Annotated in this window: 17 protein-coding genes and 1 pseudogene; 10 read left to right on the top strand and 8 right to left on the bottom strand. The window is 70.9% G+C overall.

What is annotated here, in order from left to right; all coding sequences use genetic code 11:
* The first annotated feature begins 1,125 nt into the window (after positions 1 to 1,125).
* Together A6A06_RS34325 and A6A06_RS34320 are read left to right on the top strand one after the other, a co-directional pair.
* The gene (locus A6A06_RS34325; RefSeq protein ID WP_073766900.1) at positions 1,126 to 2,277 is read left to right on the top strand and encodes an aromatic ring-hydroxylating oxygenase subunit alpha; all 1,152 of its coding nucleotides are present in this window, start codon (positions 1,126 to 1,128) and stop codon (positions 2,275 to 2,277) included.
* Complete coding sequence (locus A6A06_RS34320) at positions 2,267 to 3,595, top strand: MFS transporter (RefSeq protein ID WP_073766898.1); 1,329 nt, start codon at positions 2,267 to 2,269, stop codon at positions 3,593 to 3,595. Before A6A06_RS34325 ends, A6A06_RS34320 begins: the two co-directional genes overlap by 11 nt.
* A gap of 123 nt (positions 3,596 to 3,718) precedes the next feature.
* On the opposite strand, the gene A6A06_RS34315 is transcribed toward A6A06_RS34320, so the two are convergent.
* Positions 3,719 to 4,030, bottom strand: coding sequence for a hypothetical protein (locus A6A06_RS34315; RefSeq protein WP_199931353.1), 312 nt, complete (start codon positions 4,028 to 4,030; stop codon positions 3,719 to 3,721).
* Between the two features lie 124 nt (positions 4,031 to 4,154).
* On the opposite strand from A6A06_RS34315, the gene A6A06_RS34310 reads away from it, so the two are divergent.
* Positions 4,155 to 4,976 (top strand): thioesterase family protein, encoded by an 822-nt coding sequence (locus A6A06_RS34310; RefSeq protein WP_073766894.1) that lies wholly within the window; start codon positions 4,155 to 4,157, stop codon positions 4,974 to 4,976.
* 9 nt (positions 4,977 to 4,985) lie between these two features.
* On the opposite strand, the gene A6A06_RS34305 is transcribed toward A6A06_RS34310, so the two are convergent.
* Positions 4,986 to 7,877 (bottom strand): AfsR/SARP family transcriptional regulator, encoded by a 2,892-nt coding sequence (locus A6A06_RS34305; RefSeq protein WP_073766892.1) that lies wholly within the window; start codon positions 7,875 to 7,877, stop codon positions 4,986 to 4,988.
* Positions 7,878 to 8,179: 302 nt separating this feature from the next.
* On the opposite strand from A6A06_RS34305, the gene A6A06_RS34300 reads away from it, so the two are divergent.
* Positions 8,180 to 8,965 carry an alpha/beta fold hydrolase gene (locus tag A6A06_RS34300; RefSeq protein WP_073766890.1) on the top strand — a complete coding sequence of 262 codons (786 nt, stop codon included), beginning with the start codon at positions 8,180 to 8,182 and terminating at the stop codon, positions 8,963 to 8,965.
* A gap of 10 nt (positions 8,966 to 8,975) precedes the next feature.
* Here the strand turns inward: A6A06_RS34300 and egtD are convergent, their stop codons facing one another.
* From egtD to A6A06_RS34270, 6 genes are all read right to left on the bottom strand, one after another.
* Positions 8,976 to 9,938 carry an L-histidine N(alpha)-methyltransferase gene (gene egtD / locus A6A06_RS34295; protein WP_073766888.1) on the bottom strand — a complete coding sequence of 321 codons (963 nt, stop codon included), beginning with the start codon at positions 9,936 to 9,938 and terminating at the stop codon, positions 8,976 to 8,978.
* Positions 9,935 to 10,690 carry an ergothioneine biosynthesis protein EgtC gene (gene egtC / locus A6A06_RS34290; protein WP_073766886.1) on the bottom strand — a complete coding sequence of 252 codons (756 nt, stop codon included), beginning with the start codon at positions 10,688 to 10,690 and terminating at the stop codon, positions 9,935 to 9,937. The genes egtD and egtC overlap by 4 nt, the downstream gene beginning before the upstream one ends.
* Positions 10,690 to 12,021, bottom strand: coding sequence for an ergothioneine biosynthesis protein EgtB (gene egtB / locus A6A06_RS34285; RefSeq protein WP_073766884.1), 1,332 nt, complete (start codon positions 12,019 to 12,021; stop codon positions 10,690 to 10,692). The genes egtC and egtB overlap by 1 nt, the downstream gene beginning before the upstream one ends.
* Positions 12,018 to 13,346 (bottom strand): ergothioneine biosynthesis glutamate--cysteine ligase EgtA, encoded by a 1,329-nt coding sequence (gene egtA, locus A6A06_RS34280; protein WP_073766882.1) that lies wholly within the window; start codon positions 13,344 to 13,346, stop codon positions 12,018 to 12,020. The genes egtB and egtA overlap by 4 nt, the downstream gene beginning before the upstream one ends.
* A gap of 281 nt (positions 13,347 to 13,627) precedes the next feature.
* Entirely contained in the window at positions 13,628 to 15,118 is a 1,491-nt protein-coding gene (locus A6A06_RS34275; protein ID WP_073767232.1) for a carboxylesterase/lipase family protein, read from the bottom strand.
* A gap of 100 nt (positions 15,119 to 15,218) precedes the next feature.
* Entirely contained in the window at positions 15,219 to 16,133 is a 915-nt protein-coding gene (locus A6A06_RS34270; protein WP_073766880.1) for an MBL fold metallo-hydrolase, read from the bottom strand.
* Positions 16,134 to 16,344: 211 nt separating this feature from the next.
* Here A6A06_RS34270 and A6A06_RS34265 point away from each other — a divergent pair, with 211 nt between their 5' ends.
* The 6 genes and pseudogenes from A6A06_RS34265 (at position 16,345) to A6A06_RS34240 (ending at position 23,557) form a co-directional block, all read left to right on the top strand.
* Positions 16,345 to 19,365, top strand: a complete 3,021-nt coding sequence (locus A6A06_RS34265) for a helix-turn-helix transcriptional regulator (RefSeq protein WP_443333816.1) — start codon at positions 16,345 to 16,347, stop codon at positions 19,363 to 19,365.
* Positions 19,366 to 19,438: 73 nt separating this feature from the next.
* Entirely contained in the window at positions 19,439 to 19,843 is a 405-nt protein-coding gene (locus tag A6A06_RS34260) for a class I SAM-dependent methyltransferase (RefSeq protein ID WP_073766878.1), read from the top strand.
* A 233-nt stretch (positions 19,844 to 20,076) separates the two neighbouring features.
* A complete protein-coding gene (locus A6A06_RS34255) occupies positions 20,077 to 20,472 on the top strand; it encodes a hypothetical protein (protein ID WP_073766876.1) in 396 nt (131 codons plus the stop codon).
* Positions 20,460 to 21,152, top strand: a complete 693-nt coding sequence (locus A6A06_RS34250; RefSeq protein ID WP_242441097.1) for a hypothetical protein — start codon at positions 20,460 to 20,462, stop codon at positions 21,150 to 21,152. Before A6A06_RS34255 ends, A6A06_RS34250 begins: the two co-directional genes overlap by 13 nt.
* A 300-nt stretch (positions 21,153 to 21,452) precedes the next feature.
* Positions 21,453 to 22,189 (top strand): annotated as a pseudogene (locus tag A6A06_RS34245) (integrase/recombinase).
* Between the two features lie 147 nt (positions 22,190 to 22,336).
* The gene (locus A6A06_RS34240; RefSeq protein ID WP_073766874.1) at positions 22,337 to 23,557 is read left to right on the top strand and encodes an MFS transporter; all 1,221 of its coding nucleotides are present in this window, start codon (positions 22,337 to 22,339) and stop codon (positions 23,555 to 23,557) included.
* Positions 23,558 to 23,591 lie beyond the last annotated feature (34 nt).

The raw sequence follows: 23,591 nt of genomic DNA, 5'->3' as shown, positions 1-23,591 counted from the left end.
CGGGGCGGGGGCTGCGTCGGCACGGGTACGGCGGGAGCGGGCGGCCGGGGCCGCGGGTGCGACGGCGTAGGGGTGGGAGTGGGTGTGGGAGTGGGGGTGGGGGTGGGAGTCGGGCGGGGAGTTGGGGGACGGGTGTGCGTGGGGGTGGGTGACGGTGTGGGTGTGGGGGTGGGTGTGGGCTTGGGTGGTTTGGTGGGCGTCGGGGTGGGGGTGGGACAGGAGACGTGCCAGCCCGGCGGCATCGGCCAGCCCGTCGGCTTGTGCACCGGCTTGTGCACCCCGGCGCTCGCGCAGGCGTCAGCGGGCCGGGCCGGAGCCGCGAGCGGCCGGGCCTGTGCGGCGCGCGGTGCGAGAAGCACCGCGATGACCACCAACAGCGGTATCAAAAGCGCAGGTTGGAGGCTGCGGAAACGTTGCGATCCCTTCACGCCGTGATGCTGCGCAACGCGGGGCGCCATCAGCCACCGAACGGCTCTGATTCCCTCGAACGATGGAATACCGTACGGTCTTCCGCGCGAGAAACGCCGAAGTGTGCACCACAGCAGACGAGTTCGGGTGCGCGTACGTCTACGCGCTGGCCGAAAACCCGCGCGGGGCAGCGTCAGGGCACGCCGCGACCGCTAGTGTGCCCTTCCGTTATCCAGCGGTGCACACGGCGTGTGCATACGCATGCAGTGCATACGCCGTGGCGGCCTGCCGGTGTGGGCGGGGTGAAGCGGCGCGCGCGTTCCGGTCGCGGAGGGCCGCCTTTTTGGCCCCGGAGCGGTCTTTTCAGGACAGTCGGCGTGGAGTGCGTCGGACGGTGACGCCGGGTCCGGATTGTTGATCGCTGTCCCTTTCGGGTCCGGCGCGTGGTCCCGCGAGGCGCCGTCGGCGGTGTCCGTCGTCGGTCGCGAGCGCCCTTGGCGTGGCGGTGGTGTGCGGGCTGCGGCGTACCGATGAGTGGCGCAAGGAAGCGACTTGTTAAGTTTTCACACAGGGTGCGCCGCTCGGCGTGCGGAGGGGCCATCCAGATACGGAATTGCCCCGTTTATGTGTCTTTATGATCTCCGTTGCCCGCGGTATCGAGCCTGAATAGTCTGCGCCTTTCCGTCTCGCATGGATAAACGGAAGGCAGATATCGAAATGCGGAAACCGGATGACATTTTTGAACCGTCCCTCTACACTGCGACGCGCCGTCCCCGCGAACAGGCCGAGACGCTGCCGCACTGGGTCTACACCGATGAGGCGTGGTTCGAGCGTGAGATGGACACCATGTTCCGCCCGGCCTGGCACTTCGCCGGTCTCGCCACTTCCGTCCCGAACCCCGGCGACTTCTTCACCCTGCGCCTGCTGGACGAGCCCCTCCTGGTCGTACGCGGTGATGACCGGCAGGTGCGGGTATTCCGCAATTCGTGCCGCCATCGCGGAGCCCTGGTACAGGAACAGGCGGCCGGCACCTGCCGCGGGCTGCGCTGCCCGTACCACTCCTGGACGTACAGCATCGAGGGCGTCCTCAAGCACGCGCCCGGCCTGGAGGGTTACAGCAGGGACGAATTGGCCGGCCTCGGCAAAGATCTGCTGAAGGTGCCGTCCGGCGTCCGCGAAGGTCTGATATTCGTCCACCTGGGAGACCCGGCGACCTCTCCCACCTTGGACGCCTACCTCGGCAACTACCTCTCGTCCGTGGCGGCTCCCCACCAGACAGCGCAGATGGTCGCCGTCCAGCAGCGCGAATACGTCCTAGAATCCAACTGGAAACTCTACGTCGAGGTGGATATGGAGACGCTGCACACCAAGCACATCCACCGCGGCTCCATCGGCGAACAGCCGGTTACCGTTCCGGCCTCCGAAGGCAACTGGATCGGCGTTTACCACGAGTCGCCGGACACACCGGCGTTGCACCCGGGCGAGCGGCAATCCGGCTTTCCCCACACGCAGGGCCTGACCGGCCCGGCCGCCAAGGGAGCGCACTTCTCCATCCTGCTTCCCGGCTTCTTCCTCGTCACAGCCCAGGACGTCATGTGGTGGATCCACAAGATTCCCGACTCCGCGACCCACACCAGGGTCCGGGTCGGCTACTCCTTTCCTGCCTCGACCATCGAGCGTGACGACTTCGACGAGGTCTCCAAGAGGTACTACAAGCGCCTGAACCAGGTGGTGGAGGAAGACGACTGGATCACCGAATACCAGCAGAAGGGCCTACGCGGATCGGCGCCGGGCTGCTACGTACCCGAAGAACACGTGGTGCACCGCCTCGACAACTGGATCCTGGACCAGGTTCTCGATGCCCGCTGAGCCCCGCCACCGCTGGTTGCGCTGGAGCGGATACAGCGTCCTGGCCGCCTGCTTCCTGTCCGGATTCTTCTACCGCTTCGCGCCGGCGACCTTCGCCGAGTCGCTCAGCAGCTCGCTGGGCACATCGGCCGCGCAACTCGGTGTCCTGGCGTCGTGGCACTTCTGGGTCTACACCGCCGCACAGATACCCGCAGGTGTGGTGGTGGACCGCTACGGCACTCGCGTGAGTGTGGCGGCGGGTTCGTTGGTGACCGCGGCCGGTGCATTCGCTCAGGCCACGGCACAAGACCTGTTCCAGGCGTCCATGGGCCCGGTCCTGACCGGCCTCGGATTGTCGGTGGTCTTCGTCGGCGTCATGAAGAACAACGCGGTGTGGTTCGCGCCGGAGCACTACGGAACCATCACCGGGCTGACGATGCTCCTCGCGAACGTCGGCAGCGTCCTGGCAGGCAGCCCGTCGGCCCTTCTGCTCCACCATGTGTCCTGGCGGACGATATTCGGCGCCGCCGCTGCCATTTCCCTGCTGCTTGCGGTAGGCGTGGTGCTGTTTGTACGCAACAGGCCGGGACAGACCGGGTTCCTTCCGCCACCGGCGCCTTCAGGCGGTCCTTCCCGCAGCGGTACGGGCCTTTGTGAGGCGGTCAAAAGGCGAGACGTGTGGCCCGTGTTCTGGTGCACCATCGGCACCAACGGAACTTTCTACGCCTTCTCCGGGCTGTGGGGCGTCCCGGTGCTCACCGACGGCTTTCACATATCCAACGCGCAAGCCTCCGTCTACACGACGCTGGCCCTTGCCGTGTACGGCGTCGGGGCCTTGGTCATCGGCCTGGTATCCGACCGGCTGGGCCGGCGGAAACCGCTGCTCCTGGCCTCTTCGGTGATCTCCCTGGCCGGCTGGCTCCTGCTGGCATTCGCGCCGTGGCGCCCCGGCTGGTCCGGCCTGACGCTCTACATGCTCGTCGGTCTGGCCGCGGCCCAGGTGACCGTATCCTTCGCCACGCTCAAGGAACTGGTCCCCGGTGGCATCGCCGCCACGGTGCTCGCGGTGGCCAACACCGGGGTGTTCGCGGCCTCGGCCGTGATCCAGCCGCTCTTCGGCTGGATCGTGGACCTCACGCTCTCCGGCACGGCAGCGGGAGCCTCGCACCTGCACGGTTACCGTGTCGCCCTGCTCCTGCCCGTAGCCTTCAGCGCGATCGGCCTGCTCGGCGCGCTGCGCGCCCGCGAAACCTGGTGCCGCCCCTCGGGCGAACGCTCACAGGCCCACCCGCCGAAGCGTCTGCGGGGCAATCCTCGCCCCGCCGAGCAGGGGAAATGATTCCTGCGAAGGGGTGTGGGTGATGGTGCCGCGGCCGACGGAATCACCATAGGCCGAGGGGGTCCCACCGGAACCACATCCGGTGGGGCCTCCGCCTCGACTCAGACTCGGCCCTTTCGGCGCTCAATCACCTTGAAGGTGAAGCTCCATGGAGGGATCAGCCATACAGGTGCGCGCGAGGCGGAGGATTTCGCCGAGCAGCTCCGATCTGCCCTGTCTCGATTCGACCTCCGAGATGAATTGTTCCATCTCTGCCGATGTGAGGATCAGCGTTCCGTAGGGGTCGGCCCTGCTGAGCATGGGAACGTTTTCCCCGGCGCAGAGGCCGGCGAATTCTTCGGACGCGTCCACGGCTACGGCCACTTGGTTCAACCGGCGACGCTTCGGACTGCTGCCAGGCCGGTCCACCTGCATCAGAACCACATCTACCCCCACTTTTCCTCCCTCATCTTCGACCTCAGCGGCTGTGCCTGTGCCTGTGTCTGTGTTTGTGCCTGCGGCCGAGGCTGCGGTCTATGAGACGTTGCCTCCGGCAGCAGGTGTGGAGTAGGCAGTATCCATGACTGATCTTTGGCCGGCTGAGCCGGAAGCGGGGGACCTGGACCAGGCGTTCTACAGGAGCCTCGGCGGGGGGCGCTATGAGAGCAGTTCCGCGACGGCCGGGCCGTGGAGTGCCAAGGCCCAGCACGCGGGGCCGCCCTCGGCGTTGCTGGGCCGGGCGATGGAAGGCCATGAGGCCCGGGAGGGGTTCCGTGTCGCGCGTGTCACGGTGGAACTGCCGCGGCCGGTACCTGTCGGGGAGCTGCACGTCCAGGTGCGTACCATCCGGTCCGGTGGGCGCACGGAGCTGGTCGAGGGTGAGCTGACCTCGGGCGGCGACACGGTGATGCTGGCACGGGCATGGCGGATCGCCGCCGGACCGGCCGACACCCCGCGGCTGCGGCCGGAAGCCGAACCGCCGCCCCTGCCAGGGCCGCAGGCGCCGCACACGATGGCCGGTGCGCACCTGGACGGCTACATCGCCGCCATGGAGTGGCGGTTCGAGCCCGGTGCCGGTTTCGACACTCCCGGTCCCGGAACGGCCTGGGCGCGTCAGCGCATCCCCCTGGTGGCGGGGGAACCGGACACGCCGCTGACCCGCGCACTCACCCTGGCGGACAGCAGCTGGGCGGTCGGCTTCGAACTCGATCATTTCCGGCAGCTCGTCATCAACACCGACATCACGCTGGCATTGCACCGTGAGCCGGTCGGCGAATGGTTCTGCATCCGCGCGTCCACGGCCGCCAGCCCCGCCGGCTCGGGGCTGGCGCTCGGACAGCTCGATGACACGGCGGGGGACTGCGGCCGCATCCTCCAGACATTGCTGGTCGCCGACCGCTGAGAGCCGCGTCTACTCGGCGAGCAGTTCCCGTACGTCGGTGGCTTCCGGGGAACCCAGTTGTTCGTAGATCGCCAACGCTTCCTGCCAGCAGGCACGGGCGCGGTCAGGGTGGTCGGTGCGGTGCAAGGCGTGCCCCAGAGTGCTGAGGGCGTTGGCGCGGACCCAGCTGTTGCCCGTGCCGTGGGCGGTGGCGAGGGCCTGTTCGACGAGGCCTGCCGCGCGTGTCGGCCGTCCTGCGGTGAGATGGATTTCTGCCATCCGCCAGTAGGTCAGCGCTTCCCAGAAGCGATGCCGGTAGTCGCGGAAGACGGTGAGTGCCCGATCGAGCTCGGCCAGCGCGTCGTCCGCGCGGTCGGCCTGTGCCAGGGCCAGCGCCAGATTGTATCTGCCGTTGGCCAGCCGCAGCGTCGCGCCGATGACGCGGTAGACGGCCAGGGCCCGTTCGGCCAGGCTCACCGCGTCGGTGATGCGTCCGGTGTCCAGGTGGACGCGCGACAGGTTGGCGAACACGCTCGCGGTGCCGTTCTGGTTGCCGTGGCTGCGAAAGGCATCGAGTGCCCGGAGCAGGTAGGTCTCTGCGTCGGCGTAGCGGTGCTGCATGCTCGCGAGGATGCCGCTGTCGTTGTAGGCATGGGCAGCGAGTACCGGGTCGGAACAGCGCAGCAGATGCTCCCTGGTGACTTCGGCCGTCCGTTCCGCCTCGTGAAGGTGTCCGGCCAGGATGTGGAGGTTCACCATGGGACAGCACAGTCGGCCCGCGGACCGGGCGTCGTCCGCCTCTTCGGCTGCCGTCAGGAGCCGGGCGTTGACCTGTACGTACTCCCGGGTGTCCGAGCCGGTTTCGGCCAGGTCCTTGGCGACGAGCATGAGGTCGGCGGCGCGGCGCAGCCGCGGGCTGTGTGCCGAGGCGTCGGCGCACGCCAGGAGGGCCCTGGCTTCGGTGAACAGCCACTCAAGTGCGGGTTCGAGGCGGTCGAAGCTCAGTCCGGGCCAGTGGGTGGGCTGAAGGTGGTCGGTTGTGGTGTCGCCGGGCCGCTGGATCGCGTAGATGCAGGTGGTTGTCGCCAGGTAGAAGTCCAGCAGCCGCGACCGGGCCGCGTCCTGCTGCTCGGGGGTCTCGTCGTGTTCGGCGCAGGACCGCGCGTACAGGCGTACAAGGTCGTGGTACCGGTAGCGGTCCGGGGCGGGGGACTGCAACAGGGAGGCGTCGACCAGGGATTCCAGCAGTTCTCTGCTGTCCGTCGTGTTAGATCCGAGCACCGCTGCCGCCGCGTCGAGCGAGATGCTCGGGCCGTCGGGTAGGCCCAGCAGGCGGAACGCGCGGGCCTGCGGGGCGGAGAGCTGTCGGTAGCTCAGTTCGAAGGCGGCTGTGACGGCGACGTCGCCCGTCTGTAGTTCGCGCAGCCGGTGTCGTTCGTCGGCGAGCTTGCGGGCCAGGTCGGTGACGGTCCAACTGCGGTGGGCGGCCAGCCGGGAGGCGGCGATGCGGATGGCCAGGGGCAGGAACCCGCAGGCCGCCACCACGTCCATGGCAGCCTTGCCCGTCACGCCCGTGATACGGGTGAAGAGGGCCAGGGCGTCCTGCGGCGGCATGACGTCCAGGTCGACCAGCTGAGCGGCAGCCAGCCCGGTCATCCGGGTGCGGCTGGTGACCAGCGCGGCACAGCCCGGTGTGCCTGGCAACAGGGGTCTGACCTGCGCGGCGTCGCGGGCGTTGTCCAGCAGGACCAGGATGCGACGGCCCGCGAGCACCGAGCGGTAGAGCGCGGCGCGTTCCGCCACTCCGCGGGGCAGGGCCGTGACGGGGGTGCCCAGTGCCCTCAGGAACGTACCGAGGACGGCCTCGGGCTCGGCCGGGCTGGGCCCCGCTCCCTGCAGGTCCACGTACAGCTGGCCGTCGGGGAAGCGCGGCCGGACCCTGTGCGCCACGTGCACGACGAGAGTGGACTTGCCGACGCCGCCGGCACCTGACACGCCCGACAGCACACCGCCCCGTCCTTCGGCTGCGGCGAGGTGTTCGCTTAGCTCCTTGACGACGGCCGTATGCCCGGTGACATCGGGCAGGTCGGCGGGTAACTGGGCGGGTTTGATCTCGGTGTCCGGCTCCCCCCGACGGTCGTTCGACGGCACGGCCAGACCCGGATCCGCCCGCAGGACGCGCTGGTGCAGATCGGAGAGTTCGCGGCTGGGATCGGCACCGAGTTCCTCCGCCAGCAGACGGCTGGTGTCGGCGTAGACGGCCAGGGCCTCGGCCCGGCGGCCGCTGCGGTACAGCGCCAGCATCAGGAGTTCCCGCAGCCGTTCGCGCAGCGGGTACGTCGCCGTCAGCGTGGTCAGCTCCGCGACCACCTCCGCATGGCACCCGGTCTTCAGGTCGAAGTTGAGGCGGCTCTCCAGGAGGGCGAGGCGACGCTCTTCGATACGGGTGCGCTGCGCCGCCAAGTACGGGCCGGGCACGTCGGCCAGCGTCTCACCGGTCCACAGGTCCAGGGCCTGGTTCAGCAGGTCGCGGGCGCCGTCGACGTGGCCGGAGCGGTGGGCCTGTTCGGCCTTGGCGGCGAGCTGTTCGGCGATGCCCAGGTCGATGTTCCCGTCACCGGCCCGGAGCGCGTAGCCACCGGAGTCGCTCACCAGGACGTCCGCGTCCGGGCCCAGTGCCTTGCGCAGACGGGACGCGTACGTCCGCAGCGCGGCCACCGCGGTCGCGGGCGGGAACTCGCCCCACACCGCGTCGACGAGTTCGGCCACCGACGCGATCTGCCCGTCCCGGAGCAGCAGTACGGCGAGCAGGGCTCGCTGCTGCGGAGAGCCGGCGTCCAGCCGCTCCCCGTCGCGCCAGGCTCCGACCGGCCCGAGCACGGTGAACCAAAGTGCACATCCGTCTCCCACGCCAACGGTCATGACACCATTCAGCCGCTACCGCCCGGTCCGTGCGCAACCCGGAACACGTCGTGTCCTGAACCCGTGCAAGATCGACGAGGAAGCGACCTGCGCTTCGGGGGGCCGGAGCCGGAAGGTAGGGAGGGAGCAGAGCCCGTGGCCCCGTACGGGCGACCGTCGACAGGCGCCGACCCGGACAGGCGACCGTCCACAGGCGCCGGCCGTACAGGCGACCGTCGACAGGCGCCGGTCCGGCCGGGGTCCGGTCACCGGCTCCGAAGGAAGCGAACCGAGACGCACAACGACTTGTGAGGAAGCCGGCCGTGCCGCTTGTCACGACCTCGGACGGGGTCCGTATCGCCTGTCAGCTCCGCGGGGAGGGGCCGGTGCTGGTGCTGCTCGCCGGTCAGTCCAACAGCCATCACTGGTGGGACGGGGTACGGGGGGACTTCCACGCCGCGCGGAGCACGCTGACCCTCGACTACCGGGGGACCGGCGACAGTGACGCGCCCGACGAGCCCTACAGCACACGGCAGTTCGCCGGAGACGTGATCGCGGTGCTCGACGCGCTGGATATCGGATGCGCTGATGTCTACGGCACGTCCATGGGCGGACGGGTGGCGCAGAAGCTGGCCGCCCACCACCCGGGACGGGTCCGCGCCCTGGTGCTGGGCTGTACGTCCCCCGGCGGCCGGTACGGCGTCGAACGGAGCGGCGACGTGAGCCGGTCACTGGCCGACACGGACCCGGCCGCCGCGCAGCGCGCCCTGGCCGCGCTGATGTACACGCCCGACTGGCTCGCCACCCACCCAGGACCCCACCGGACGATGGGGGACCCTGCCATGCCTGCCCACGCCCGGCGCAGGCACCTGGCCGCCAGCCGCCGGCACGACGCGTGGGAGGAACTGCCCGGCATCCGGGCCCGCACCCTGGTCCTGCACGGCAGCGACGACCTCCTCAACCCCGCCGCCAACGCGCCCCTGCTGGCCAACCGCATCCCGGGCGCCCGCATGCTCCTGCTGCCGGGCGCCCGGCACGCCTATTTCGAGGAGTTCCGCACCGTCGCGAGCCCTCTCGTCCTCGACTTCCTCAAGGAAGCGGCGGTGTGACTCCCGCCGGTTACGCCCGTACGGCCAACGACAGCGCGAACCTCCCCGCCTCGTCCGTCCACCACCGGCTCAGCTCGAACCCGGCGACGCCCAGCTCCTCCCGCACGCCTTCCTGCCGGAACTTCGCCGAGATCTCCGTCCTGATCTCCTCGCCCTCCGCGAACGGCACCGCCAGGTCCAGTGCCGGGATCTTCACGGTCAGTTCCTTCCGGGCCCGCAGCCGCATCTCGATCCACTCCCGCTCGGCGTTCCACAGGGCCACGTGGTGGAAGTCCGCCGGGTCGAAGTCGGCGCCCAGTTCGCGGTTGATGACGTTGAGGACGTTCTTGTTGAAGTCGGCGGTGACGCCGCGGGCGTCGTCGTAGGCGGCGATGAGGGTGGGTTCGGGTTTGACGAGGTCGGTGCCGAGGAGGAGGGCGTCGCCGGGGGCGAGGAGGTCCCGTACGGAGCGGAGGAACGCGGCGCGTTCCTCGGGGAGGAGGTTGCCTATGGTGCCGCCCAGGAAGGCGAGCAGGCGGGGGCCCGGGGTGCCGGGCAGCGCGAAGCCCTGCTGGAAGTCGGCCACCAGGGCGTGGACGGTCAGGTCCGGGTGGAGGGTGAGGAGCGCCTCGCCCGCGGCGGTGAGGGCGGTTTCGCTGACGTCGACCGGGACGTAGGTGTGCAGGCCGGTCAGTGCCGCGATGAGGTGGCGGGTCTTGTCGGAGGAGCCGGAGCCCAGTTCGACGAGGGTGCGGGCGCCGGTGGCCGTGGCGATGTCGGCGGACCGGCTGATCAGGATCTCGCGTTCGGCGCGGGTCGGGTAGTAGTCCGGCAGCGTGGTGATCTCGTCGAAGAGTTCGCTGCCGCGGGCGTCGTAGAACCACTTGGGCGGGAGCTGCTTGGGGGTGCGGGTCAGTCCGTGCGCCACGTCGGCGCGCAGCGCGGCCGTGGTGGCGTCGGCGGGCAGGGTGCGGGTGACGGTGAGGGGACTCACGCGGCGGGCTCCTTGAGCGGGGTGAGTAGGACGTCGGTGGGCGTGGCCGCGAGCAGGGTGTACGCGGGGACCTCGGTCCAGTGGGGGGAGGCGTCGTACGGTTCGGAGGCGACGGTGGTGCTCCGGCCGGGTTCGGCGAGGTAGTAGAGGGAGTCGCCCCAGGTGGTCGCGGCGATCGTGGCGCCGTCGGTGAGCAGCAGGTTCAGCCGGGCGCCGGGCGCGGCGGCGGACACCGCCGTGACGGTGTCCGCCAGTGCCTCGGCGGGGTCCATCCCGGCGCTGAGGCGGTGGTGCACCAACGCCCAGATGAAGGCCGAGTCGCAGCGGGCCTCCAGGGACAGGAGCCGGTGCGGTGGCAGCCCGGCGGCCAGGTCGGCCAGCGAGCCGGGCCAGCCGGGCACGGCGCCGTTGTGGCTGAACAGCCACGGCCCGTCGGCGAACGGCGCGGCGGCCGCCTCGGCGTCCGCACCGGCGAAGGTGGCGTCCCGGACGGCGGCGAGCAGCGCCGTGGTACGCACCACCCGGCACAGATCCAGGATGCCGGGGTCGGCCCAGATGGGCCCGCCCCTGCGGTACCGGGCGGGCACCGCGTCGCCGGGCGCGTACCAGCCGACGCCGAAGCCGTCCGCGTTGACCGTGCCGTGGTTCTGGTGGCGCGGCTGCCACGACTGGCGGTACAGGCCGTGGGACGGTGTGGTGATCAAGGAGCCGAGCGGCAGCTCCGGGCCGAGGTAGGCGAGGTGGCGGCACATCAGCGGCCCGCCGTGTCGGCGTCGCGGGCGGTGCGGAAACCGGCGAAGATCTGGCGCCGCACCGGCAGGTCCCAGTTGCGGAAGGTGCCCCGGCAGGCCACCGGGCCGACGGCGAACGAACCGCCGCGCAGCACCTTGTACGGTCCGCCGAAGAACACCTCCGAGTATTCGCGGTAGGGGAACGCGGAAAAGCCGGGGTACGGCAGGAAGCCGCTCGCCGTCCACTCCCACACATCGCCGATCAACTGCCGTACGCCCAGCGGTGACTGGCCGTCCGGATAGCTGCCGACGGGGGCGGGTCGAAGGTGCCGCTGGCCCAGGTTGGCGTGCGACGGGCCCGGGTCCTCGTCGCCCCACGGGTAGCGCCGTGACCGGCCGCTGACCGGGTCGTGCCGCGCGGCCTTCTCCCACTCCTCCTCCGTGGGCAGCCGCCGCCCCGCCCACCGCGCGTACGCGTCGGCCTCGTACCAGCTGACGTGCAGGACCGGTTCGTCCCGCGGCACCGGCTCGGTGACGCCGAAGCGGCGCCGCAGCCACTGGCCGCCCTCGTGGCGCCAGAACAGCGGCGCGTGCAGGCGGTGTTCGCGTACGTGGTCCCAGCCCTCGGCGGACCACCAGCGCGGTTCGTCGTATCCGCCGTCCTCGATGAAGCCGAGGTACGCGCCGTTGCTCACCGGGGTGGTGTCGATGAGGAAGGACGGCAGCAGACGGCGGTGTGCGGGCCGTTCGTTGTCCAGCGCCCACGGTTCGGTGGAGGTGCCCATCGTGAACGGGCCGCCGGGTACGTGGACCTCGGTGGGCAGGATGCCGTCCGAGGTCACCGGCGGCTCGGGGGCCGTGAGGACGGCCGGGCCGCGGCGCAGCTGGTGGGTGATGAGCATGGTCTCGTCGTGCTGCTGCTCGTGCTGCGCGATCATGCCGAAGGCGAAGCCGGCGTCGAGCAGCGGCCCGCCCCGCAGCGGACTGCTGTCCAGCACGTCCAGCACCCGGCTCCGTACGTCCGCCACGTAGCCGTGTGCCTCGGCGGGCGGCAGCAGGGGCAGGGACGGGCGCTCGGCACGCGGGTGCTCGAAAGCGTCGTACACGGAGTCGATGTCGGGGCGCAGCGCGTCCCGCCTGCCGACCGCGCGCAGCAGCCACTGCTCCTCCTGGTTGCCGATGTGCGCCAGGTCCCAGACCAGCGGCGACATCAAGGGGGAGTGCTGGGCGGTGAGGTCGCGGTCGTCGACGCAGGTGGTCAGCAGGCGGGTGCGGTCGCGCGCGTCGAGCAGGGCGCGCGCCGCGCGTTCCCGGAGCGACTCCGGATCGTGGGACTCGGGAGCGTGGGTCACGGGCTGTCCTTCCCCAGGGTGAGCTCGTTTTCGTACGCGGCGTCCGCCGGACCACCGGGTGGTGCCGGGGCCGGCGCGGACTCCTCCGCGTACGCCCCGTCCAGCAGGTCGTCCGCCGGGCAGCGGCCCTGTGCCACATAGCGTTCGGCGAACCGGGCGACCGCGTGGCGCACCTCGGCCGGGGCGCCCAGCCGCGGCAGCGCCTCCTGCGCGATGGTGAAGCAGGCCAGCGCGGCGGCCGCCAGCTCCGGGTCGGTCAGCGCGTTGCGGGTGGCGTGCCGCCACAGCGGGTTGCGCGGCGCCGGCCGCGAGCCGGCCGTCTCGGCCAGGGGTTTGACCACGCGGTACACGCTCTCGGCGGCCTCCGGGTCGTCGAAGAGCGCGGCCGTGACGGCCAGCGGCACGATCCAGCCGCCGTCCCCCGGCTGCGCGTCGATCATGCGCAGCTCCAGGTGCCCGCGCGGCCGTACGGGCGGGAAGAGCGTGCTGACGTGGTAGTCGAGGTCCTCCTCGGTCGGCGGGCGCGGCGTACCCGTACGGACCCAGTCGCGGAACGTCAGCCCCTCGGGAGCGTCCCACGGCCCGTCGTCGTTGCGGAGGCACATGACGGGCGCGTCCAGGACGTAACCGGCCCAGGCGGCACGCGGGTCCGGGCCGTCCGGCGGGGCGAGGGTGCGGGCCGGGTCCATCTGGGACCACACCACCTGCCGGGTGGAGCGGTAGCCGGTCGGGCAGCCCTCGCTGACGGGCGAGTTGGCGAAGGCGGCGACCAGCACCGCACCCAGCAGGTGGGCCAGCCGCCAGCGGCGGCCGACCCCCAGGGGGCCTGGCTCCTCCTGCCCGGCGTCCAAGCAGACCTGCACGGAGGCGGTGCCGCACATCATGGACCGGCCCGCACTGCCCCAGCGGTCGAAGTACGCCTCCATGGCGTTGTAGCGGGGCTCGGTGAGTACCCGCTGCGGGGGGTGCCAGGGATTGTGGCCGTGCCCCGCCATGCCGAGGCCCATCTCGCGCATGGCAGGACGGACCAGGGACAGGTCGGCCGAGACGGCCTCGATGCACGCGGTAAGGGATGTGGCGGGCAGCGAGCTGAGCTCCAGCTGTCCGCCGGGTTCGAAGGTGAGGGCCGACCGCAGGGGGAGGGCACGCAGTGCGGTGGCCGCTTCGCGGTGTCGTACGGGGTCGACAGGACATCGGGGGTTGCGGGCGTCGTGGACGAGCCATTCTATCTCGACGCCTATGCGGCGGGGTGGTCCGGTCTTGAAGCAGATGCCACGCAGGTGGGCCTCCAGCTCCGCCTCCGTGACCGACGGCCGTGCAGGCATGGGCTCCAACTCCCTCGGATCGGGACGGCGGGCTGCCGTCCGACGGCGGAATTGCCGCCCTCCACCTAATCGGGTGCGGGCGGTGCGCTCAAGGGCACATTCTCGTCGCACCGGTCCCGGTGCGCGAGGGCACCGGCCCGCGACGACCTGGTCGCGGTGCCGGTGCACCTGCCTCTGCCTGGGGTTTTGCCGTGATGCGCGCGATGCGGAGGGTTCGGTTCTTTGTGCGAATTTGGTGGGGGGAGGTAGGAGGAGGAGTAGGGGGAGTGTGGGGCTCCGGGTCAGGTCCAGGCCCGTCGTTCCGGGCCGCGGGGGTCGTCGGCCTCGGCCCACTCGGCGTCGATGCGCATCGTGGTCCGCCGCTCGTTGTCGTACGGGGCCCAGCCGGGGCTGCCGGTCGCGGCGAACCGGACCCAGCTCCCGTGCATCCGGGCGGCGAGCTCCGCAGGGGGCGCGTCGGGGCCCAGCAGGCGGCCGGGCCCGTGCAGCCGGGGGAGGTCCACGCGGTCGAAGACGAAGGGGAGCTCCACGGCGTGCGCGGCGCCGAGCGTTCCGTCCAGCGCGCGGGAGCGCCACGCGAACCCGTAACCGAAGGTGGCGGACTCCGGGTGAGCGGCATGTGCGGAGAGCAGGGCCCAGCTGCCCGCGCCGAACAGCGCGTCGCTCATGACGGCGGACCGCAACGCGCCGGGAGCCGCCCCGGGACGTGCCTCCCGGTACGTCTCGACGAGCCGCACCGGGTCCGGGTGCGAGCGGGCCGCCACCGCCTCGACGTCCGCGGCGGTCGAGGTGGAGTACCGGCCCACCGGTGACAGGTAGAGGTTGCCCTCCTCGGCGTTGGTGCCGACGAGCAGGTCGACGCCGCGACCCGAACCGGCGGCTACGGACACGGCGGGCTGCGTGTCGAGGACCAGGCCGAACGGGCTCAGCCCGAGCAGCGGGTCGCGGTGCGTCGCGGTCCGCAGGTCGATGCCCGCGAGCCGGGCCGCGGCCTCGACCAGGCGCTCGTCGCCGATGTCCGCGAAGGCGTCGGCGTGCGGCTCGACGCCCAGGGCCGCGGCCGCCGCCCGGGTCACGCGGGCGGCCTGCTCGGCCGTGAAGGCCCCCAGGCCGTTGCCGCTCTGCACGATCGCCCGGCGGAAGAGGCCCGCGGCCTCCGGGGCGGCGAGCACGCCGCCGACGATGGTCGCCCCGGCCGACTGGCCGAAGAGGGTGACGCGGTCCGGGTCGCCGCCGAACGCGGTGATGTTCTCCCGTACCCAGCGCAGCGCGGCGACGACATCGAGCAGGCCGCGGTTGGCGGGCGCTCCGGGGAGGTCGAGGAATCCCGCGACGCCGAGCCGGTAGTTCAGGGTGACGAGGACGACGCCGTCGCGGGCGAAGCCGGAGCCGTCGTACAGCGCGGACCGCGTCGATCCGGCGACGAACCCGCCGCCGTGGACGAACACCATGACGGGCAGGCCGCCGCCCCCGTCCGCCGGCGTCCAGACGTTGACGGTGAGGTAGTCCTCCCCGCGGCTCCAGCCTTCGCCGAAGTAGGGCGACATGTCCAGGTCACCGAGGTTCCGCTCGGACTGCGGCGCGTTGGGGCCCGGTGCGGTGGCGTCCCGTACGCCGTCCCAGGGCGCGTGCGGCCGCGGCGGCGCGAACCGGGCGGCGCCGAGGGGAGGGGCGGCGTAGGGGATGTTCAGGAAGACGGCGGTGCCGTCCTGGCGGAGACCGCGGACAGCGCCTTGCGTGGTGGTGACGATGGGGGCGGGGTGGTGGTTCACCGGCATGTCTTTCTGTCTGCTCTCTCCGGTTGCTCTCTCCGGCTGTTCTGTTCCGCTTTTTCTCTTCTGTTTGTTCATTTCCGACTGCGCTCTGTCTGCTTCAGCCCTGCTCGGTGTACGGGGTGAACGGGGCCCAGCCCTTGATGGCGAACGCGCTCCCGTCGCGCACCACCTCCGCGGCGCCGTGGCCGCCCAGATGCGCGGGAATCACGAGCGAGTTGGTGTCGGCCGCCTCCCCCAACACCTTGCGCCGGGTGGCGCGGGCGCCCGCGGGGTCCTCGCAGAAGCAGCTGTTGGCGTCCGGTTCGAGGATCTGCACCGGACTGTGCAGCAGGTCGCCGACGAACACTGCGCGGTCCCTGCCGGACGCGAGGGTCAGCACGGAGGAGCCGGGGGTGTGCCCGGGCGCCGCGTCCAGACGCAAATTCGCGTCGATCCGGTGACTGCCCTCCCACAGCAGCGTCAGGCCGGCTTCGTGCACGGGGGCCACGCTGTCCTCGAAGACATTCTGATTTCCGCGGCCGAGCAATGGCTGATGGCCGTTGGCCGGGTTCCAGAAGGTGAAATCGTCCTTCGGCATCAGATAGGTGGCACGGGGAAAGGTGGGAACCCAGTTCCGCCCGTCCAGATACGTGTTCCAGCCGACGTGGTCGACATGGAGATGCGTGTTGATCACGATGTCCACGTCCTCCGGCGTGACACCGGCCCGCGCGAGACCGGCCAGGAAGCCGGTGTCGAGACGGCTCCAGACCGGCGAGTACGGCCGCTCCTTGTGATTGCCCACGCCCGTGTCGACGAGGATCGTCTTCCCTTCACTGCGCAGCACCCAGGTCTGGATCGCGGAATTGACGCCATGCGTCGATGCGTCCAGAAAGTGCGGCGTCAGCCATGGGGAATTGGCCTCCCACACGCCCTCCGGGGCGTCGGGGAAAAAGGTGTCCGGCGTCATGTCGACGGGGCCGAAGTATTCCCGGACACGGGTGACGGTGACATTGCCCAGCTCGATGGTTTCCATGTGGTGCCTTTACGGAATCGCGGGTTGTCCCCGAACCGTAGAAGCGGCTCCGGCGCGCGCGGTATCCGTCACATGACTGCACCCGCTGACTGCACCCCCGCGCCCGGCTTCCGGCATCGGTTCCGCCGCTTGTCGCCCTTGGTGCCCTTGTAGCCTGGGCGTGACGAGGCAAGACGGCTCCGGTCCGGGAGCCCACACTCCTGGAGACTCCGTGGACGAGCATGCAGCGGTGTCCGGCGTGGTCGGGGGGTGGGCGGTGGGCGAGGGGCCGGTGGCGGGCGAGGGAGCGGTGTCGGACACGGAGGTCCGAGGGGAGGTTCGGGCTGAGACCCGGGCGGAGGCCCGGATCGTCGGCCGGGACGAGGAACTGGCATGCCTCTTCCGTACGGTGGACTCACGGGCGGTGGCCCCGGTGGCCCTGGTGGCCGCGGCCGACCCGGTGTCTGCGGCCGATTCGGTACTGGTGCTCGTCGGAGACCCGGGGTCGGGGAAGACCGCGCTGCTGGACTCCGTGGTGCGCCGGGCCGTGGCGAGAGGCACCCGCGTCCTGCGCGCGGACGGGAGCGCATCGGAGTCGGACCTCGCGTTCTCCGCGCTGCACCAGTTGCTGCGGCCGGTACGGGCCGAGGCGGACGGACTGCCGGAGCGGCAGCGCGCGGCGCTCAACGACGCCTTCGGTACGGGGCGGGCCGCGGCGGCACCCGACCCCATGCAGACCGGGCTCGCCGTCCTGAACCTGCTGTCGGCACTGGGCGAGCGGGGTCCCGTACTCGTCGTGCTGGACGACGCCCAGTGGTGCGACCGCGCTTCTCTGGACGCGCTGGCCTTCGCCGCCCGACGGCTGGCAGAGGAACCCGTCACCATGCTGGTCGGCGCCCGTACCGGCGACGGCCGTTCACCGGGGTTCGACCGCCACGTACCGACGCTCACCCTCGGACCGCTCGACGACGCCGCGGCGCACCGCCTTCTGGACGCCCAGCCGCAGAGCCCCACCGGCCGGACCAGGGCGCGCGTCCTCGACCAGGCCGGCGGCAACCCCCTGGCACTGACCGAACTGGCGAGAGCCGCCGCCGAGGCCGGGGAGCCGCCGTCCGCGGGCCCGCTCCCGCTCACCGACCACCTGGAGCGGATCTACGCCGCCCGCCTGCACGGCCTCCCTGCCCCTACCACGCGGGCGCTGCTGCTCCTGGCCGCCATGGACACCGCCGACTCCGCGAGCACCGTGACGGCCGGGCTGCCGTATGCCGATGCCGCCGCCGGGCCGCTGCACGCGGACGACGGTGATGACGGTGCCGGGCCGCTGCACGCGGATGACGGTGCCGGGCATGCAGACGATGCCGCCGGGTTGCCGCACGCCGCCGACGCCACTGGGTTGCCGCATGCCGCCGACGCCGCCGCCTGGCTGCCCGCCGAGCAGGCCGGGCTCATCCGCCGGACCGGCCGGGACATCCGGTTCCGCCACCCGCTGATCCGGTCCGCCGTCTACCACGCTGCCCCCTTCGACGCGCGGCGCGACGCCCACCACACGCTCGCCGAGCTGCTGCGGGACACACCCGACCGGCGCGCCTGGCACCTCGCAGCCGCCTCCCCGCGCCCGGACGCGGCCGTGTCGACCGAGCTGGAGCAGACCGCCGGCCGGGCCCGCCGCCGCGGCGGCCATGCGGCAGCGGCCAAGGCCCTCCAACGCGCCGCGGAACTGGCGCCACGGCGCGAGGACAGTGCCCGGCTGCTGGTCGAAGCCGCCGGTACGGCCGTGTTCACCGGCGACATCGCCTGGGTCGAGGAACTGGCCGCCGCGGCACACGCACGTACCGACGATCCGTCGCTGCTGGCCTCCGCCGCGGCGCATGTCGGCCGGCTGGCCGTGCTGACCGTACGCCACCGCGTGGTCTTCGCCCGGCTCGTCGAGACGGCCGAGAGGCTCGCGGTCCCGCAACCCGCCACCGCGCTGGACCTCCTGGGCGGAGCCGCCGTGGTCCGCTTCTACTCCGGAGAGGAGAGCCAGCGGCACCGCATCCGGGACGTGCTGCGGCTCATCCCCGCGCACGGGTCGTACCGTTGGCTGCGCACCTGGGTGCAAACCGTGTCGGACCCTTTCGGCGAGAGACAGCAAATCGCCGCTCTCCTACCGGAATTGATCTCGGATGCGGAACGCCGGCCCGACCGGCTCACCGCTCTCGCGGTCATGGCGTGGCTCCTGGACGAGACCCCGCAGGCCGCACGCGCCTTCGACGCGGCCTTCGACCGCTGGAAGTCGCAAGGACCTCTGCCCGAGGGCCTGGGCGGTGCCGCCGCCTGGACCTATATGGAGCAGGGCAGGTGGGGTGAGGCGCGCGAGGTCTGCGCCCGTACGGCAGCGGTCGCCGCCGCGACCGGCCTCGACCACGCCGTGGCGTGCGCGGCCGCGGTGGACGCCGTCGTGCTGGCCCACCAGGGCGACTCGACGGCAGCCCGTGCCCGTGCCGGTGAAGCGCTCGCCCTGATCGACCCGCTGGAGAGCCGTTCGGTCTCCGTCTACGCCCGTCGCGCGCTCGGTGCCGCCGCGGCCGCGGAAGGCGCGTACGACGCCGCGTACGATCAACTCCGCTCGGTCTTCACGGCAGATGGCGGGCCGGTCCACTACCACGCCTCCTACCCGGCCCTCGCGGATCTGGCCGCCGCCGCTGTGCGCAGTGGGCGGCGCGAGGAGGCCGCCGCGATCGTCGAGCGTTGTACGCGCGTGCTCGGGGACCACGCCTCACCCCGGCTGCGCGCGCTGCTCGGCCGCGCCCGTGGCCTGCTGGCGGACCCGGAGGACGCCGAGCCGTACTTCCGGGCGGCACTGGCGGACCCGGTGCTCGAACGCTGGCCTTTCGAGCGCGCCCAGACCCTGCTGGACCTCGCCGAGTGGCTGCGGCGCCGTCGACGTGTCGCGGAGGCGCGGACGCCGCTCACCGAGGCCCTGGAAACGTTTCGGCGTCTGGGCGCACGCCCGTGGATCGAGCGCGCGCGGACCGAATCGCGCGCCGCCGGCCTCGACGTCACGCCCTCGGCCCCCGACGCGCTCGCCGAACTGTCCCCGCAGCAACAGCAGATCGTCGGACTCGCGGCCCGCGGACTGACCAACCGGGAGATCGGCGAAAGGCTCTTCCTCTCCCCACGCACGGTCGGCTCGCACCTCTACCGCAGCTTCCCCAAACTGGGCGTCACCGCCCGCTCCCAACTGCGCGACCTCGTCGAGGGATCCCTATAGGGGCAAGGGGTACGGGGCGGAGGCGTCGAGGTCGGTCCCCGTGGCGCCCGGCGTGGCGCGTAGGGTCTGCGGCGTGCCTGAGCCGTCCTACCTGAGCGAGACCCGGACCTCGTACGACACCGTCGCTGCCGACTACGCCGAACTGGTGCGCCCCGCGTTCGAGCGCGACCTGTTGGGGCGCGCGATGTTGGCGTCATTCGCCGAACTGGTGCAGGCCGCAGGTGGCAGCCAGGTCGCCGACGTGGGGTACGGCCCCGGCCATGTGACGGCGCACCTCCACTCCCTCGGCCTGGCCGCGTTCGGCGGCATCGTCGCCCGGTACTCGATCATCCACACGCCGCCGGAGGTGCTGCCGACGGTCTTCGAGGAGTTCCACCGGGCCCTGGCTCCCGGAGGTCAGCTGCTGCTCGGCTTCCACGTCGGCGACGAGCGGCGCCGCAAGGAGAAGGGATGTGCGACATCCCGTGGGTTCCCCTGAGCCCTGCTGAGTCCCCAGCTCCGTGGCCAGGGTGTTCGGCCTCCTTGGAGTGTTCGTCGATCCGGTGACGGTACTTCAGGGTTCTCGAAGAGTTCTCACTTCGTCCGATCGGCCTGCGATCGGGATGAAGGCGAGGCGTCAGCCGCATCCGGGAGCTGCGGGGCTGCTGCGCCAGTCTCGTCAAGTACCGTGGTGGCCGCTTGAACCGATATGCATATCGAGAGGTCGACGCCATGCCCACCGCCAGGTTCTTCTTCGACGCAGGATCAGGCGGAGTCCTTTGGGCGGTCACGCCCGAGGACAAGGAGGTGTGGGGGTATCCGGTCGAGCTGGACCGACTACCGATCAGTCACGACCTCCGCGACGGCCTGCGCAGGCTGATAGATCGCTACGATACGTCGCTGAACTGGGATTACCCCCCGGATCCGGGGCCGTGGCGTCAAGCGGAGTGTCACGACTTCAACGAGGCGGTACACCAAACGCTCGGCCGCCTTCGCACCGAGCTCGGCCCGGCATGGCAGATTTACGACGAGTTCGACGCACTCCATGAAGACTCGGACCTCGACCGCTACCTGGCCGACCCAGCCGGATTCATTCGCACACAACCTACGACCACTTGCGCGAAGTGATCCGCGACGACGTCCTCACCTACATCAAGACACTGCACGGCCAGCAGCGCCACGACCAACTCGTCGCCCTGCGATCGCTGTTCACCTGTGCCAAGCGGAACGGACTGATCTTCCGCAACCCAACCAGCCGGATCAAGGTCGGGCAATACGAGTACGCCGTGCTGCAACCGCTCGTCCCCGGGCAGGTCGATCGCTCCGTCGCAGTGGCCACCACCCCGGCGACACGGCTCATCCTCGCCCTCGCGGCGGTCCATGCCGCCCGGGTCGCCCAGATCGCCAACCTCATGCTCGACGACGTCGACCTCGGCAACCTTCGGTTGACCATCGCCGGGCGCGTCCGCCCGCTCGACGATCTCACCCGGAAGCTGCTGCTGGACTGGCTGGAGCACCGGCGCCGCCGGTGGCCGAACACCGCGAACCTCCATCTACTGATCAACAACCAGACCGCCACCAAGACCAGTCGCGCCAGTAACCACTGGATCAGTGCCGCGATGCGCGGGCAGGACGCCACGCTGGAACGGCTCCGCGTCGACCGGCAACTCGAAGAGGCTCTGACCCACGGGCCCGATCCGCTCCACCTGGCCGAGATGTTCGGGCTCGACGAGAAGACCGCGATGCGCTACGCGGACTCCGCACGGGCCCTGCTGGAGCAGGCCGCCGAGACCGACCCCGCGAGTTGACCGCGAACCCGAGGGTCATCCCCCAGAATCAGGGCACCCCACCCTCGGGTTCAGGCTGAAGAACCTTCAGTTTCCGCGAACCCGCGGGGCTCTAGGGGGCTGAGGAACATCCGTGTCAGATCGTGCGCTAAGGGTTCGTCGGCCCTGGTGAGCGGTTGACGGGGCATCGGCGGCGGGGCCGGTCTGAAGTTGTTCCACGGGTAACGCCCTATTATCTGCGGGAGCTTGGTTCGTCACCTGCGGCAACGTTCTCCGGGCCGCACGTGAAGCGGCCCTGTTGTCCGTGGCAAGGGGGAAGCGGTGCCCACCGTCGTGCAACTGCCGGCCGGGAAGGCGTTGACCGTCCGCGCGGCGGCCGACGCCTTCCTCGACTCGCTCCGCAACCCGAACACCGTCCGCAGCTACGGCGTCGGGGTCGGCAAGACCGCCGAGCGGATCGGGGAGGCCCGCCCGCTCGGGTCGGTCGCGGACGACGAGATCGGCGAGGCCCTGGAACTGCTGTGGGGCACCGCGGCGGTCAACACCTGGAACACCCGCCGGGCGGCGGTGCTGTCCTGGCTGGGCTGGTGCGCGGAGTACGGCTACGACAGTCCGTCCGTCCCGGCCTGGACGAAGCGGCTGGCAGCGCCGGACTCCGAGACCCCGGCCCGCTCGAAGATGGCCGTGGACCGGCTCATCGCCCGCCGCGAGGTCCACCTGCGGGAGAAGACGCTGTGGCGGATGCTCTACGAGACCGCCGCCCGCGCGGAGGAGATCCTCGGCGTGAACATCGAGGACCTGGACCTCGCCGCCCGCCGCTGCCCGGTCAAGGCCAAGGGCGCCCGCAGCAAGGCCCGCCGCCGAGGACAGGCGCGCGAGGACTTCGTACTGGAGACCGTCTACTGGGACGCCGGCACCGCCCGCCTCCTGCCTCGCCTGCTGCGGGGCCGCACCCGAGGCACAAGAAGCCGGAAAATGTCCGCCGCTACTTCAAGCCGTCCCCCGAGGCGATCTCAGAGTTGACCAGTCTGCTCTCACCTGGCGACAGCCGCCGGTGAATGTGCGGTGCTGCCGAGACCGGTGCGTATCCACCACGTCCGCGTCTCCCCCGGTCCGATGCGGGCCGTGGTGGGACCGGGGCACTTGCTATAATCCACGAGTCGGCCTTCGGCGCCCCAGGTTGGGTGCGCGCGAAGGCTTTTTTCATGCCTTCTGACACATCTGCCTCCGGTACACCTCCCACCACCTACCGTGATCTGCTCCGCAACCGTGAATTCGTCGGCCTGTACGCCAGCTTCACACTGACGGTCGCCGCGAGCACCTTGTCGGGCTTCGCGCTCGGCACGCTGGTCAACCAGCAGACCAAGTCCCCGTTCCTGACCGCTGTGAGCATGTACGGCGCCACCTTCGCGACGGTGCTCGGTGCGCTGACGCTGATGTCGGTCGCGGACGGAAGCCGTCCCCGCCGGACCCTCGTCGCGCTCCAGTGCGTCTCGCTCGTAGGTGTTGCCGCACAGGCGGTTCCAGGGCTGCCGCTCGCCGCCCGGTTCGGTCTGCTCCTTGTACTGGGGTTCTTCCAGTCCCTGGGAACGGGCACACGGATGGGGCTGCTCGCCGAGGTAGTACCGACCTCCGCCTATGCACTGGCACGTTCGCTGATGAACATCACCTCGGGAGGCATGGCCATCCTCGGCTACGCCATCGGCGCCGTACTGCTGCGGTACCTGAGCCCGCGGGAGGTCTTCGCCGTCGCGACCGCCCTGACCGGCGGCGGATTGATCATTGTGGCGGTGACGGCCCGGGAACGCTCGATCCGTCTGACCCGTCGCCCTGGACTGCGCCAGACCTGGACGACGAACATCGAGCTCTTCTCCCACTCCGGCCAACGCGCGCTGCTGCTGAACCTGTGGGTCCCCAACGGCCTGATCGTTGGCTGCGAGGCCCTGTTCATCTCCTACGCCCCCCATCACGCCGGCGTCTTCCTGGCCGCCGGATCGGCAGGCATGTTCCTCGGTGACCTTGCGGTCGGGCGGCTGTTCACCGCCGAGCAGCGACGCCGCTACGCATTCGCCCTGCGACTGCTGCTCGCCGCCCCCTACCTGCTGTTCGCCGTCCACCCGCCCGTGCTGGTGGCGACAGCCGCGGTGTTCATCGCCAGTGCCGGCTTCGCCGCCACCCTGCCGCTCCAGGAGCAGCTTCTGGAGTTGACCCCTGCTCCGGTCCGTGGCCAGGTCCAGGGAGTTGAGTCCGCCGGCCGGATGACGTGGCAAGGTATCGGAGCCACGATCGCTGGTGGCGTTGCCCAGCACTTCACTGCTGGCACGGCCATCACCTTGGTGGCCGCCGTCTCCATCGCCATCACCCTCTTCTCCCGGCCCTTCGTGGTCCGCGCCCGAGCCGTCCGCGTCCAGGCGGCCAATGCATAAAGTTCCCACGACGGTGCGAGCGGCGGGCGCGGCC

Source organism: Streptomyces sp. CB02923 (assembly GCF_001905005.1).
GTDB lineage: Bacteria > Actinomycetota > Actinomycetes > Streptomycetales > Streptomycetaceae > Streptomyces.
The sequence above is the reverse complement of the archived record's forward strand: the minus strand, read 5'-3'. Positions and strand labels throughout refer to the sequence as shown.

Coding starts and splice junctions, on each gene's coding strand:
- A6A06_RS34270 (WP_073766880.1), bottom strand. CDS start 16,133: ATGGAAACCATCGAGCTGGGCAATGTCACCGTCACCCGTGTCCGGGAA.
- egtA (WP_073766882.1), bottom strand. CDS start 13,346: ATGCCTGCACGGCCGTCGGTCACGGAGGCGGAGCTGGAGGCCCACCTG.
- A6A06_RS34310 (WP_073766894.1), top strand. CDS start 4,155: ATGACTGATCTTTGGCCGGCTGAGCCGGAAGCGGGGGACCTGGACCAG.
- A6A06_RS34320 (WP_073766898.1), top strand. CDS start 2,267: ATGCCCGCTGAGCCCCGCCACCGCTGGTTGCGCTGGAGCGGATACAGC.
- A6A06_RS34240 (WP_073766874.1), top strand. CDS start 22,337: ATGCCTTCTGACACATCTGCCTCCGGTACACCTCCCACCACCTACCGT.
- A6A06_RS34305 (WP_073766892.1), bottom strand. CDS start 7,877: ATGACCGTTGGCGTGGGAGACGGATGTGCACTTTGGTTCACCGTGCTC.
- egtC (WP_073766886.1), bottom strand. CDS start 10,690: ATGTGCCGCCACCTCGCCTACCTCGGCCCGGAGCTGCCGCTCGGCTCC.
- A6A06_RS34255 (WP_073766876.1), top strand. CDS start 20,077: ATGCCCACCGCCAGGTTCTTCTTCGACGCAGGATCAGGCGGAGTCCTT.
- A6A06_RS34325 (WP_073766900.1), top strand. CDS start 1,126: ATGCGGAAACCGGATGACATTTTTGAACCGTCCCTCTACACTGCGACG.